The organism is Micromonospora sp. KC207, from assembly GCF_004348615.1.
Classification (GTDB): domain Bacteria; phylum Actinomycetota; class Actinomycetes; order Mycobacteriales; family Micromonosporaceae; genus Micromonospora.
This window is the reverse complement of record NZ_SMKJ01000230.1, coordinates 1-11,927: the sequence shown is the minus strand read 5'-3', so window position 1 is coordinate 11,927 and position 11,927 is coordinate 1. Positions and strand designations below refer to the sequence as shown.

The 11,927-nt window shown below is 71.7% G+C and carries 14 protein-coding genes; 7 read left to right on the top strand and 7 right to left on the bottom strand.

Annotated elements, in window-relative coordinates; translation table 11 throughout:
• Both E1258_RS24090 and E1258_RS24085 read right to left on the bottom strand, forming a co-directional pair.
• The coding region (locus E1258_RS24090; protein WP_132405138.1) for a sulfurtransferase TusA family protein at window positions 1-229 on the bottom strand (229 nt) is incomplete at its 3' end.
• A complete protein-coding gene (locus tag E1258_RS24085; RefSeq protein ID WP_132405136.1) occupies window positions 226-1,377 on the bottom strand; it encodes a cysteine desulfurase family protein in 1,152 nt (383 codons plus the stop codon). The genes E1258_RS24085 and E1258_RS24090, both read right to left, overlap by 4 nt.
• A 169-nt stretch (window positions 1,378-1,546) precedes the next feature.
• Between E1258_RS24085 and coxB the strand changes: the two genes are divergently transcribed.
• Complete coding sequence (coxB, locus tag E1258_RS24080) at window positions 1,547-2,518, top strand: cytochrome c oxidase subunit II (RefSeq protein ID WP_132405134.1); 972 nt, start codon at window positions 1,547-1,549, stop codon at window positions 2,516-2,518.
• Between the two features lie 10 nt (window positions 2,519-2,528).
• On the top strand, window positions 2,529-2,957 hold the full coding sequence (locus E1258_RS24075) for a cytochrome c oxidase subunit 4 (RefSeq protein ID WP_132405132.1): 429 nt from the start codon (window positions 2,529-2,531) through the stop codon (window positions 2,955-2,957).
• Between the two features lie 162 nt (window positions 2,958-3,119).
• Here E1258_RS24075 and E1258_RS24070 read toward each other — a convergent pair whose 3' ends face one another.
• From E1258_RS24070 to E1258_RS24055, 4 genes are all read right to left on the bottom strand, one after another.
• Window positions 3,120-3,323 (bottom strand): hypothetical protein, encoded by a 204-nt coding sequence (locus E1258_RS24070; protein WP_132405130.1) that lies wholly within the window; start codon window positions 3,321-3,323, stop codon window positions 3,120-3,122.
• Between the two features lie 194 nt (window positions 3,324-3,517).
• Window positions 3,518-4,564 carry an anthranilate phosphoribosyltransferase gene (gene trpD, locus E1258_RS24065; protein WP_132405128.1) on the bottom strand — a complete coding sequence of 349 codons (1,047 nt, stop codon included), beginning with the start codon at window positions 4,562-4,564 and terminating at the stop codon, window positions 3,518-3,520.
• 82 nt (window positions 4,565-4,646) lie between these two features.
• Complete coding sequence (locus tag E1258_RS24060) at window positions 4,647-5,042, bottom strand: hypothetical protein (RefSeq protein WP_132405126.1); 396 nt, start codon at window positions 5,040-5,042, stop codon at window positions 4,647-4,649.
• 104 nt (window positions 5,043-5,146) lie between these two features.
• Window positions 5,147-6,115: a cytochrome c oxidase assembly protein gene (locus E1258_RS24055; RefSeq protein WP_132405124.1), complete on the bottom strand. Its 969-nt coding sequence runs from the start codon at window positions 6,113-6,115 to the stop codon at window positions 5,147-5,149.
• Window positions 6,116-6,223: 108 nt separating this feature from the next.
• Here E1258_RS24055 and E1258_RS24050 point away from each other — a divergent pair, with 108 nt between their 5' ends.
• The 5 genes from E1258_RS24050 (at window position 6,224) to E1258_RS24030 (ending at window position 11,374) form a co-directional block, all read left to right on the top strand.
• The gene (locus E1258_RS24050) at window positions 6,224-6,823 is read left to right on the top strand and encodes a heme-copper oxidase subunit III (RefSeq protein ID WP_007072236.1); all 600 of its coding nucleotides are present in this window, start codon (window positions 6,224-6,226) and stop codon (window positions 6,821-6,823) included.
• A gap of 72 nt (window positions 6,824-6,895) precedes the next feature.
• The gene (locus E1258_RS24045; protein WP_132405122.1) at window positions 6,896-7,732 is read left to right on the top strand and encodes a cytochrome c; all 837 of its coding nucleotides are present in this window, start codon (window positions 6,896-6,898) and stop codon (window positions 7,730-7,732) included.
• A 67-nt stretch (window positions 7,733-7,799) separates the two neighbouring features.
• Window positions 7,800-8,888: a ubiquinol-cytochrome c reductase iron-sulfur subunit gene (locus E1258_RS24040; RefSeq protein ID WP_132405120.1), complete on the top strand. Its 1,089-nt coding sequence runs from the start codon at window positions 7,800-7,802 to the stop codon at window positions 8,886-8,888.
• A complete protein-coding gene (locus E1258_RS24035; RefSeq protein ID WP_132405118.1) occupies window positions 8,885-10,510 on the top strand; it encodes a cytochrome bc complex cytochrome b subunit in 1,626 nt (541 codons plus the stop codon). The genes E1258_RS24040 and E1258_RS24035 overlap by 4 nt, the downstream gene beginning before the upstream one ends.
• A 189-nt stretch (window positions 10,511-10,699) precedes the next feature.
• The gene (locus E1258_RS24030) at window positions 10,700-11,374 is read left to right on the top strand and encodes a DUF4142 domain-containing protein (protein WP_132405116.1); all 675 of its coding nucleotides are present in this window, start codon (window positions 10,700-10,702) and stop codon (window positions 11,372-11,374) included.
• Window positions 11,375-11,512: 138 nt separating this feature from the next.
• Here E1258_RS24030 and E1258_RS24025 read toward each other — a convergent pair whose 3' ends face one another.
• Window positions 11,513-11,800 carry an Lrp/AsnC family transcriptional regulator gene (locus tag E1258_RS24025; RefSeq protein ID WP_007072231.1) on the bottom strand — a complete coding sequence of 96 codons (288 nt, stop codon included), beginning with the start codon at window positions 11,798-11,800 and terminating at the stop codon, window positions 11,513-11,515.
• Between the last annotated feature and the right edge of the window lie 127 nt (window positions 11,801-11,927).

The following is an 11,927-nucleotide window of genomic DNA, read 5'->3' as shown; positions in this document are numbered from 1 at the left end:
CCTCGTAGCCGGGGCCCTCGGGGTGGGTGGCGACGAACTCGTGGCCGCGCATCCGGCACCACGCCGGGATGTCCACGGCCGCCGCCGGGTCGTCGGCGAGGACCCGCAGCACCGCGCCGACCGGCAGCTCCGGCAGCCGCCGGGCCAGCTTGATCACCGGCAGGGGGCAGCGCTGCCCCCTGCAGTCCAGCACCTGCGGCGACGCGTCGCCCCGGGCCGGGCCGGTCACAGCCCCACCACCCCCGCCTCGGCGCGCAGGTCGGCGACGATCCCGGGCAGCTCGGCGAGGAACCGCTCCACGTCGGCCTCCGTGGTCTCCCGGTGCAGCGAGACCCGCACGTTGCCGTGTGAGAGCACCCCCATCGCCTTTAGCACGTGCGAGGGGCGCAGGGTCGACGACGTGCACGACGAGCCGGAGGAGACCGCGAAGCCACGCCGGTCCAGCGCGTGCAGCAGCGCCTCCCCGTCGACGTACAGGCAGGAGAAGGTGACCAGGTGGGGCAGCCGGTGCACCGGGTCGCCGACCACCTCGACGTCGGGCACCTCGGCCGCCACCCGGGCCCGGATCCGGTCCACCAACGGCGCCAGCCGGGCCGCCTCGGCCGCCGCCTCGGCCGCCGCCGCGCGCAGGCTCGCCGCCGCCGCCACGACCGCCGGCAGGTTCACCACCCCGGGGGTACGCCCCGACTCACGCTCGTCCGCCGGCCAGGGCGACTCCCAGCGGGTGCCCTTGCGTACCACCAGCAGCCCGACGCCCGGCGGCCCGCCCCACTTGTGCGCGCTGGCGGTCAGCACCGACCAGCCCGCCGGCACCGGGGCGCGGCCCACGAGCTGCGCCGCGTCGACGTACAGCGGCACCCCGGCGGCGGCGCACGCGGCGGCGGCCTCGGCGACCGGCTGCACCGTGCCCACTTCGTGGCTGGCCCCGATCAGGGCTGCGAGGGCCACCCCGGGCGCGCCCACCGCCGCCGACCACGCCGCCGGATCGAGCCGGCCGAGCCGGTCGACCGGCACCGCGACGGCCGTACCGCCGCCGGCTACGTGCCGCTCGGTGGCGTGCAGGACAGCGGAGTGCTCGATCGCGGAATGCACCAGCGTCCCACCCGCCCGCCGCCGCCCGGCCAGGCCACCGAGCACGGCCGAGTGCGCGGCGGCCGTACCGCTGGGGGTGAAGGAGAGCTCGTCGGCGCGGACACCGAGCGTGGCGGCGGCGGCCTCCCGGGCGGCGTCGAGGAGCTGACGGGCCCGGCGGGCCTGGCCGTACAGCCGGGCCGGGTCGGCCCAACCGTCGTCGAGGGCGGCCAGCAGCGCCTGCCGGGCGACCGGGTGCGGCGGGGCGGCGCTGGCGGCGTCCAGGTAGACCGGGGATGCGCTCACGGCCCCGACGCTATCGCGCCGGCACGCCGACGATCTCCCCGAAGGGGGTGGACGACCACCCCAAGACGGTCAGGCCGGTCATGGTCGAGTAATCTGCGACCGTCGGTGACGCCTTTGCCGCTGGTACGGGGACAACAACCACCGCGGCGCGCTAGGGAGGCAGGACCAGGTGGTCGCAAGGAGTTCGGAGGTACGGCCCTCGGCCGTACGGAACAGCGCTTCTCCGGGAGCCGGTGGACGCCGGCGGCGTGGTGCTGGTCGGCTCGCCGGGCTCGGCCTCGGCGGCGCGGCGCTGCTGGTCTCGCTCACCGGCTGCGACGTCGGCAAGACGTTCGCCGGCTTCGGCTGGCCGCAGGGCGGGATCACGCCCGAGTCGCACCGGATGTACGACCTGTGGATCGCGTCCTGCATCGCGGCGCTCGCGGTCGGCGTGTTCGTCTGGGGCCTGATCTTCTGGTGCGTGGTGCGCTACCGGAAGCGGGGCAACGAGCTGCCGGTGCAGACCCGCTACAACCTGCCCATGGAGTTCCTCTACACGATCGCCCCGATCCTGATCGTGTCGGTGCTCTTCTACTACACCGCGGTCGTGCAGACCGACGTGGTGCGCACGACCAAGAACCCGGACGTCACCGTCGAGGTCGTCGCCTTCAAGTGGAACTGGCAGTTCAACTACCGCGACGGCCAGGGCAAGGACGCCAACACGGTGGCGTCGGTGCTCGGCACCAGCGAGGTCATTCCGATCCTGGTCCTGCCGACCGGCCGGTCCATTCGGTTCGAGGAGACCAGCAAGGACGTCATCCACTCGTTCTGGGTGCCGGAGCTGCTGTTCAAGCGGGACGTCATGCCGGGCAACATCCGCAACGTCTTCGAGGTCTCCAGCCTCGACGCCGAGGGCGCGTACGTCGGCCGCTGCGCCGAGCTGTGCGGCAGCTACCACGCCTTCATGAACTTCGAGCTGCGGGTGGTCTCCCCGCAGCAGTACGACCAGTTCCTGGCCGCCAAGCGCGACGGCAAGTCGACGCAGGAGGCGCTCACCGCGATCGGCGAGGACCCGTACGCCACCACGACCGAGCCGTTCAAGACGCGGCGCAACACGGCCAACTTCAACCCCGACGACGTCGCGTCCGGCGCGGGAAGCTGAGGGAGCGGGCATGAAGACCGAGTGGCGTATCTTCCTGATCATCGCCGGGTTCCTCTTCGGCGCGACGATCCTCTACGGCGCCTGGACGTACGGCGACTCCGGTGGCCAGGTGGAGTGGGTCGGCACCGTGGGGCTGCTGCTGTCGTTCCTGCTCTGCACGATGTGCGGCGGCTTCTTCTGGTTCGTCTCGCGTCGGATCGACCTGCGGCCGGAGGACCGGCCCGATGGCGAGATCGCCGACGGCGCGGGCGAGATCGGCTTCTTCAGCCCGGGCAGCTACTGGCCGTTCGGGTTGGCGCTGGCCGCCGCGATCGCCGGGCTGGGCCTGGTCTTCTGGCAGTTCTGGCTGCTGGGCCTGGGCCTGGTGGCGGTCGTCTTCGCCGCCTGCGGCCTGCTCTTCGAGTACTACACCGGCACCCGGCGCACCGCCGAGCACTGACGCCCGGCTACGCGAGAAGCCCGCGCCTCCCGTCGACGGGAGGCGCGGGCTTCTCGCGTAGCCGGGTCGCTCGGTGTGTGATCGACTCCATGTCGGCGACATGGGGTGAACCCGATGCCCTGATACCACCGTTTCGCCGACATGGGGCGGGGCGGGGCGGGGTCAGGCTGCCCGGCGCCGGGGCGCTGGCCCCCGGCGGGCGGTGAGCTGGGTCGCCGGAAAGGTGAACGTGGCGATCAGCATGGCCGCGCCGCAGCCGGTGCAGGCCAGCTCCGGGCAGGCGGCGCCATGGCCGTCGGCGCACGGCGGCACCTCGAACGGCCGCACGCCCTCGCAGGTGTCGCAGTAGAGCTCGCGGTCCGACACGGGCGTCTCCTCTCGTTGCCGGACTCCGTCGTGGTCGTGAGCGCCGCCGGGCGGGCGACCGACCGGCATCCGCGCGGCTACCTCGACCCGATCGACCCGATCGGGCAGAGGAAGGTTAAAGCGGGAGTCCGAGAATCACTCGGCTGTAGTTTCCCACGGAGGGCCGACAATTCCCGTCAGCGAAAGCCGGGCGGTCAGGCGGTGCTGGCGACCCCGACCCAGCGGTCGAGGACGGCCGCGGCGGCGCCGGAGTCGATCGCCTCGGCGGCGCGGGCCATCCCGGCGCGCAGCGCCTCGGTCAGGTCCCCGTCGAGCGGCCCCTGGGTGGCCAGCGCGGCGGCGGCGTTGACCAGCACCGCGTCGCGGACCGGACCGGCCTCGCCGGCCAGCAGCCGCCGGGCCACGCCGGCGTTGTACGCCGCGTCGCCGCCCCGCAGGTCGGCGAGGGTGACCCGGGGCACCCCGAGGTCCGTCGCGTCCAGCAGCGCCTCCCGGACGGTGCCCCGCTGGGCCGCCCAGACCCGGGTGGGCGCGGCGGTGGTGAACTCGTCGAGGCCGTCCTCGCCGCGCAGCACCAGCACCGAGTCGCCCCGGGCGGCGAAGACGGCGGCCATCACCGGGGCCATCCGCCGGTCGAAGCAGCCGACCGCGCCGGCCCGGGGCCGGGCCGGGTTGGTCAGCGGGCCGAGGAAGTTGAAGAACGTCGGGACGCCCAGCTCGCGCCGGACGGGGCCGGCGTGCCGCATGCCCGGGTGGAACCGGCCGGCGAAGCAGAAGCCGATGCCGGCCTCCGTCACGCAGCGGGTCACCCCCTGCGGGGTCAGGTCCAGCGGGACGCCCAGGAACTCCAGCAGGTCGGCGGTGCCGCAGGAGGACGAGGCGGCCCGGTTGCCGTGCTTGACCACCCGTACGCCCGCGCCGGCCACCACGAGGGCGGCCATGGTGGAGATGTTAACGGTGTGGGCGAGGTCACCGCCGGTACCGACCACGTCGAGCGCGGACGACCGCAGCTCCTCCGGCAGCTCGACCGGGACCGCCTCGCCGAGCATCGCCTCGACCAGCCCGGCGACCTCGGCCGGGGTCTCGCCCTTGGCCCGCAGCGCGACGGCGAAGCCGGCGATCTGGGCCGGGGTCGCCGCGCCGGACATGATCTCACCCATCGCCCAGGCGGTGTCCGCGGTGAAGAGCTCCTCCCCGCGCAGCAGCGCGGCGAGCAGGTGCGGCCAGGTCCGTTCGCCCATGGCGGGCCTCCCGAGCGGGCGTGGGGATGCGGTGGACGGGTACGAGCGGCGCGGGCCGGCACGACGGCCGGGCCGGGGTGGGTCAGGCCGGGGCGTGGCTGCGCAGCAGCTCGGCCACGGTGGCCCCGGTGGTCACCGGGTCGAGCGGGTGCACGAGGGTGGCGTCGACCTCGGCGTACGCGGCCAGCCAGCGGTCGGCGGCGCGGGCGATCACCACGCAGGTCGGGGGAGCGTCGTCCCGGTCGTCCTTGATCTGGCGGGCGATGCCGAGGCCGCCGCCCGGGCTCGCCTCGCCGTCGAGCAGCATCAGGCCGATCTCGTAGTCGTCGACCAGCCGGACGCACTCGGCGTAGTCGGACGCATCGACGAACTCGACGCGCAGCCCGGGCGCCGGGCGGGTGCCGACGGCCAGCCGCATCCGGTCGCGGACCTGCGGGTCGTCGCTGTAGAGCAGGACGGTGCAAAGACGATCGCTCATCGCTGGCTGACTCCCACCTCGTAGCTGCCGAGCATCGTACCCGTCGCCGCCGGCCGGTCGACCTCCCGCCCGGCCGGGCCGGTGAGCGTACCGGAAGGGTCTGGTCAGGCCGGGGATTGCTCGGCCTGGTAGGCGCGTTCGCGGGCCTCCTGGCGATCCAGCTCGCGGTCGAGCCGGCGGGCCTCGCGCTCCGACTGGCGCACCCACTGCACTACCAGAACCGCGAGCATCGTCACACTGACGAACTCGCCGCCGGCCCACAGGATGCCCCCGGCGACCACCTGGTCTTCGGCGGGGTTGGACCAGGTGAGGCCGAGCGACGGGTACCAGTCGCCGCCGAAGAGGGTGGTGCTCTGCATGATCGTGAGCCCGAGCACGGTGTGGAACGGCACCGACAGCACCATCAGCAGGGCCCGGGCCGGGTACGGCCAGCGCCCCGGCAGTGGGTCGAGCCCGAGCAGCGGCCAGAAGAACACGCAGCCGGTCATGATGAAGTGCGCGTGCACCAGCTCGTGCGCCCAGGCGTGTTCGAGGGTGTAGCGGTACAGGTCGCTGAAGTACAGCGCGAACGGGTTCACCACGAAGATGGCGAATGCCACCAGCGGGAAGCTGTAGACCCGGGCGACGCGGCTGTGCACGATCGCCAGCAGCCGCTTGCGCGGCCGGACCGGCAGGGTGCGCAGCGCCAGGGTGACCGGCGCGCCGAGGGCGAGGAAGATGGGGGAGACCATCGACAGCACCATGTGCTGCACCATGTGCACCGACAGCAGCACGGTGTCGTAGGCGTGCAGCCCGCTGACGGTGACCGCGGCGATGCCGCCCAGGCCCGGGCCGAGGAAGAAGACGGTGCGGGAGGGCGGCCACCGGTCGCCGCGCAGCCGCAGCCGGTACACGCCGTAGAGGTAGAGCCCGGCGGCGAGCACCAGCCCGAGGGCCAGCCAGCTGTCCAGCCGGGTCTCGGTGAACACGCGGGCCACGGTGAACGGCGGCGGCAGCGGGTCCCCGCCGGCCGCGAGCGCCCGGGGCGCGGCGACCGCCGAGCTGGCGGCGAAGATCGAATCGACGTGCTGCACGCGTTTCAGGCTAGGCCAGGCGAACCGGACCGCCACGATCGGGCCACCGATGCTACCGGTTTGGCCCCCCGCTGATCGCCGGCCGTGGTCAGGGGCAATAATGACCGCGTGACTGCGGCCCCAGCCATTGACAAGAGCCGGATCCACTCCCTGACGCGGCCCAACATGGTCAGTGTCGGGACGATCGTGTGGCTCTCCAGCGAACTCATGTTCTTCGCGGCGCTGTTCGCGATGTACTTCTCCATCCGCGCGGCGGCGCCGGAGCAGTGGGCGAAGCACACCGAGCACCTCAACGTCCCGTACGCGACCACCTTCACGGTGATCCTGGTGTTGTCCTCGGTGACCTGCCAGCTCGGGGTGTTCGCCGCAGAGAAGGGTGACGTCCACGCCCTGCGGCGCTGGTTCACGATCACCTTCGTGATGGGTCTGATCTTCGTGCTCGGTCAGGTGAACGAGTACGTGACCCTGGTGCACGAGGGCGTGAAGATCAACGCGGACGGGTACGGGTCGATGTTCTACCTGACCACCGGCTTCCACGGCCTGCACGTGACCGGCGGTCTGGTCGCCTTCATCATCTTCATGGTCCGCACGACCATGGGCCGGTTCACCCCGGCGCAGGCCACGTCGGCGATCGTCGTGTCGTACTACTGGCACTTCGTCGACGTCGTGTGGATCGGCCTCTACGCCATGATCTACTGGCTTCAGTGATCTTGGCGCGTCACGAACCGCGCCGCTGCCCCGTCCTCTGAGACAAGGTCCCACCGGTTAAGGACACAGGTCATGACTTCTGACAACGACCGCCGACGCGGTCTGCTCGCGCGGTTGCGCGGCGAGCGGCCCGCAGCGCGCAGCAGGGGCCGCCGCCGGCTGGGCGCCGCGGTCCGCCTGATCGCCGCGCTCACGCTGGCCGGCGGTGCCTACACCGTCTTCGCCCCCGGTGTGCAGGCGCAGGAAAACCCGCCGCTCACCGGCGCCGCCGCCGAGGGCAAGGCGCTGTTCGACGTGAGCTGCGTGACCTGCCACGGCCGTAACGCGCAGGGTGTCGAGGGTCGTGGCCCGAGCCTGATCGGGGTCGGCGCGGCCTCCGTCGAGTTCCAGGTGAGCTCCGGCCGGATGCCGATGGCCCGGCAGGAGGCGCAGGCCATGCGCAAGCCGCCGGTCTTCACCGACGAGCAGGTCCGCCAGCTCGCTCAGTACGTCCAGGAGCTCGGCGGGGGTCCGCAGGTCCCCGAGGGCGACCTGCGCGAGGGCGCCAACCTGGCCACCGGCGGCGAGCTGTTCCGCATCAACTGCTCGCAGTGTCACGCCTTCGGCGGTGGCGGCGGTGCCCTGTCCTCCGGCAAGTACGCGCCGAGCCTGCGCCCGGCCAGTGACCGGCAGATCTACGCCGCGATGCTGAGCGGCCCGCAGAACATGCCGGTGTTCGGGGACAACCAGATCACCCCGGACCAGAAGGCGGACATCATCGCCTACATCCAGGACACCCTGAAGCACGACCAGGACCAGGGTGGCTTCAACCTCGGTCGGTACGGGCCGTCCACCGAGGGTCTGGCGATCTTCCTGATCGGCATCGTCGCGCTCGTGTTCGCCAGCCTGTGGATCGCGGGCAAGTCGTGACCGAGCGGATCATTCGATTCAGCGCCGCGGTGCCGCGGTGCGGCACCGCCCGTAGCGAGGTGACGGCATGAGCACCAAGACCGAGCACCAGGCCCACCCGGGCCCGGAGCCGCTCGACGTCCACGACCCGCGGCTGAGCCGGTTCGACATCGTCCGCGAGGGCGCGCGCCGGGACGACATCGAGATCGTCCACTACGAGGAGCAGGTCGTCCCGGGCAGCAAGGCCGAGCGCCGGCTGACCCGTACGGTCGCCTCGTTCTTCCTGCTGACCGGCCTCGCCGCCACCGCGTTCCTGGCCATCTACATCTGGTGGCCGTGGGAGTACGAGCCGGGCACCGGCGGGGACAAGTACTACACCCCGTTGCTCGGCCTCACCCTCGGCGTGGCGCTGCTGGGCATCGGCTTCGGCATCCTGACCTGGGGCAAGAAGCTGCTGCCCAAGGAGGTGTCGATCCAGGACCGGCACGAGAACGACCCGAACGCGCCGGAGAGCCGCAAGATCACCGGCGAGACGATGCTCTACCTCGCCGACGAACTCGGCGTGAAGCGTCGCCCGCTGCTGGGCATCTCGCTGCTGGCCGGCCTCGCCCCGGTCGGCGCGGTCGCCGCAGCCCCGCTGGTCGGTGGCCTGATCTCCGACCCGCACAAGAACAACCAGATGTTCACCACCGGCTTCGCGCCGGCCGACGGCCACAAGATCCGGCTGGTCCGCGAGGACGGGCGGCCGATCCGCCCGGCGGACATCAGCGCCGGCGGCCAGCTCACCGTCTTTCCGGGCATCGAGCACGGGGTGAGCAACAGGCACGCCGACTCCCCGACGCTGCTGATCCACCTGCGCGAGTCCGACGCCCAGGTGTCCCGCGAGGCCAACCAGCGGGTCGGCCACGGGAACTACATGTGGGGCAACTACGCGGCGTTCTCCAAGATCTGCACGCACGCGGGCTGCCCGGCGAGCCTGTACGAGCAGCAGACCAACCGGCTGCTCTGCCCGTGCCACCAGTCGCAGTTCCTGATCACCGACAACGCCCGGCCGGTCTTCGGCCCCGCGAGCCGGCGGCTGCCGCAGTTGCCGATCGAGGTGGACGACGAGGGCTTCTTCGTGGCGCGGTCGGACTACACCGAGACCGTCGGGCCTGACTTCTGGGAGCGGCCGTGAAGCGTCGTAAGTTGGACATGGCCTCCGTTCCGGGCAAGGCAGCGGTGGGGGTGGACGAGCGCTTCCAGGTCTCCACGCCGCTGCGCAAGCTGCTGAACAAGGTCTTCCCCGACCACTGGTCGTTCCTGCTCGGCGAGATCGCGCTGTTCTCGTTCGTCGTGCTGCTGCTGACCGGCGTCTTCCTGACGTTCTTCTACGAGCCGGCGATGACCGAGGTGGTCTACAACGGCAGCTACGCCCCGCTGCGGGGCACGCCGATGTCGGCCGCGTACGCCTCCAGCCTGGATCTGTCGTTCGACGTCCGGGGCGGCCTGATCATGCGGCAGATGCACCACTGGGCGGCGCTGCTGTTCATGGCCGCGATCGTCGTGCACATGCTGCGGGTCTTCTTCACCGGCGCGTTCCGCAAGCCGCGCGAGACGAACTGGATCATCGGCTCGCTGTTGTTCTGGGTGGGCTTCCTGGCCGGCTTCACCGGCTACTCGCTGCCCGACGACGGCCTCTCCGGCACCGGCCTGCGGATCGCCTCCGGCATCATGCTGTCGATTCCGGTGATCGGATCCTGGGTCACCTCGTCGATCTTCGGCGGGGAGTTCCCGGGCGACATCATCATCAGCCGGTTCTTCATCGCCCACGTTCTGCTCATCCCGGGCCTGCTGGTGGCGCTGATCAGCGCCCACCTCGGCCTGGTCTTCAAGCAGAAGCACACCCAGTGGCCAGGGCCCGGTCGGACCAACGAGAACGTGGTCGGCGAGCGAATGTTCCCGCGCTACGCGCTCAAGCAGGGCGGCTTCTTCATGGTCGTCTTCGGCGTGATCGCGCTGATGGGCGGCCTGTTCCAGATCAACCCGATCTGGTATTTCGGTCCGTACGAGGCGTGGGTGGTCTCGGCCGCCAGCCAGCCCGACTGGTACGTCATGTTCCTCGACGGCTCGACCCGCCTCATGCCGGCGTGGGAGATCAACATCCCGATCGGCGACGGGTACGTCATCCCGCCGCTGTTCTGGCCCACTGTCGTGTTGCCGGGCATCCTGGTCGGCCTCTCCACGCTCTATCCGTTCGTGGAGGCCCGCCGGCTCAAGGACTACCGCAGCCACAACCTGCTCCAGCGCCCCCGGGACGTCCCCGAGCGGACGGCGATCGGCGCGATGGCGGTGGCGTTCTACATCGTGCTGACCCTCTCCGGTGGCAACGACGTGATCGCGGACAAGTTCCAGATCAGCCTGAACGCGATGACCTGGGCGGGCCGCATCGGCCTGCTGGTGGTTCCGCCGCTGGCGTACTACGTGACGTACCGGATCTGCCTCGGTCTCCAGCAGCACGACCGGGAGGTGCTGGCCCACGGCGTGGAGACCGGCATCATCCGCCGGCTGCCCGACGGCCGGTTCGAGGAGGTCCACCAGCCGCTGGCCGCCGGCGGCCACGACGGTCACGGCGAGCTGGAGTACGTCGGCTGGGTGGTGCCCAAGAAGATGAACCGGCTCGGTGCCCTCGGGCCCGCCATCCGGGGCTTCTTCTACCCGATCGAGAAGCCGGCCGAGGCGCCGGTCTCGCCGGGGCACCCGTCGGTCGAACCCCGGCCGGAGCGCAAGGAGGTCGGCAGCGGCAACTCTCCCCGCTGACCCGCCCCAGAAGGCCGCACGTGGCGCCCGCCGGATTCCTCCGGCGGGCGCCACGTCCCGTTTCCGCCTTCGGGCGCGCACCGAGCGCCGGCGGCACCCTGGGGCCTGGCGCGAGGCGGCTGCGGATTCGCAGGGTTAATCCGGGTCAGCCGGGTATCCGTGCGGTCCAACGAAACGGGGGAGGGAAACATGTTGGGTCTCAAGCGCCTCGGACTGCTCGCCGCCCTGGTGGTGGTGGGGTTGGCGCCTGCGACGGCAACGCAGGCCGCGCAGCCGTCGACGCAGGACAGCCAGTACCTGCAGGCGCTGCACCAGGTGAACCTCGCGGAAATCGAGTTGGGGAACCTGGCGCAGCAGAAGGGTCAGAACCAGCAGGTCAAGGACCTGGGTGCGCAGTTCGTCACGGACCACACCCAGCTCGACCAGACGGTGCAGGACACCGCGCAGCAGCTCAACGTGACGCTGCCGGACGCGCCGACCGCCGATGAGCAGAAGGTCATCGACCAGCTGAACAAGCTCAGCGGCGCCGAGTTCGACAAGGCGTGGGTGACCGCCGAGCTGGCCGGCCACGTCCAGGCCATCCAGGCCACCCAGACGGAGATTTCGCAGGGCACCGAGCAGTCGGTGGTCGCGCTGGCCCAGAACGCCCTGCCGGTGCTCCAGGCGCACTACGACGCACTGGTGGCCTTGGCCCAGACCCTGGGCGTCCCGGTCCCGCAGACCAGCCCCAGCGGCACGCCCAGCCCGGGCGCGACCACCACGACGCCGGCTCCGGGCGGCACCACCGAGGCCCCTGCCCCAGGCGGCACCACCGAGACGCCGGCCCCGGAGAACACCGGGACGCCGGCCCCGAACGTCAGCTGACGCCGCGACGCTCCAGGTAGGTAGCCAGCCCGCCGACCGGCGGGCTGGCTACCGCCGTCGCAGGGGACCTGGTCGGCACCGTCGTGGCGGGGCCCCGGTCGGTCGTGGCCGTGGGACCGGTCGGCGTCGTCGCGGGGGTCAATCCGCGCCGGCCAGTCCGATCGCGAACGCCTCCTCCAGGTCGTGCTGCGAATACGCCCGGAAGGCGATGTGTGACTCAGTGTTGATCACCCCGGGCACCTTGGAGATGCTGCCGGCGATGACCCGGGCGATCTGGTCGAACTCCCGGACCCGCACGATGGCGATCAGGTCGACGTGCCCGGCCACCGAGTAGACCTCGCTCACCCCGGGCAGGGCCGCCAGGTTCTCGGCCACCTCGGGAATCGAGTCGGTGGCGCAGTCGATCAGTACGATCGCGGTGATCACTGGTCTGCCCTTCGTCGTGCGGCCACTCCACGCCGGTCGCGGCGTCAACGACCATGGTAGGGCCCGGCCGGGGGGCGCACCGGGCGAGTCGGGGGCGCACCGCGGGGCCGGCCGTGACGTGCGGGGG